The following is a 917-nucleotide window of genomic DNA, read 5'->3' as shown; positions in this document are numbered from 1 at the left end:
CCTCCACCCGCCCGTCGCGCCGCCCGCCGCGGGCGCCGGGGCGGCGGGCGGCGCGACGGGCGGGTGGAGGGGCGCCGCGGTGGGCACGACCGCGGTCGCCGCGGCGCCGGGGGCCGGCTGCGGGCCGGTCGTGGCGCCGTCCAGGGCGCGCAGGAGCTGCTCCGGGTGCGGGCGGTGCGCGGGGTTGACCGCCAGCGCCGCGAGCAGCGGGGCGCGCAGGTCCGCGGGCACCCCGGTGAGGTCGACGTCGGCGCGGCGCACCCGGTCCAGGACGACCTCCATGGGGCCGCCGCCGAAGGGCGGGCGGCCGCTGGCGGCGTAGGCCACGGTGGCGGCCCAGCCCCACCAGTCGGTCGCGGTGGACACCCGCCCGCCGGCGACGACCTCCGGGGACAGGTAGCCGGGGGTGCCCATCACCAGGCCGGTGGAGGTCAGCCGCACGTCGTCGGCCACGTGCGCGATGCCGAAGTCGATGACGACGGGGTCGCCGTCGAGCAGCAGCACGTTGCTGGGCTTGAGGTCGCGGTGCACCACGCCGGCGGCGTGGATGGCCCGCAGGGCCTGGGCCAGGCCGTGGCCCAGGTCGCGCAGGCGCCCGCCGCGCAGCGGGCCGCGGGAGGAGACCACGGACTCCAGGGAGGGCCCGGGCACGTAGCGGGTCACCAGGTGCGGCCACGGGGAGTCCACGTCGGCGCTGATGACCTCGGCCACGCGCGGGGAGCGCACCCGCTCCAGGGTGGCGACCTCGCGGGCCAGGCGGGCGCGCGCGTGCGGGTCGGCGGCGATGTGCGGCTTGAGGACCTTCAGCGCCACGGCGCGGTGCTCGGCGTCCAGCGCCAGCCACACCACGCCCATGCCGCCCTCGCCGACCACGCGGTCCAGGCGGTAGCCGCCGAGGCGGTCGCCGGGGGCGGGGG

1 protein-coding gene is annotated in these 917 nt (G+C 80.3%); it reads right to left on the bottom strand.

The window, feature by feature from the left end:
- A partial coding sequence (locus GTR00_RS21775) for a serine/threonine-protein kinase (protein WP_205706399.1) occupies positions 1-917 on the bottom strand: 917 nt, incomplete at both ends.

It is taken from the genome of Kineococcus indalonis, assembly GCF_009906395.1.
Lineage (GTDB): Bacteria > Actinomycetota > Actinomycetes > Actinomycetales > Kineococcaceae > Kineococcus > Kineococcus indalonis.
Note: the sequence above shows the minus strand (reverse complement) of the source record. Positions and strands in the feature narration are given on the sequence as shown.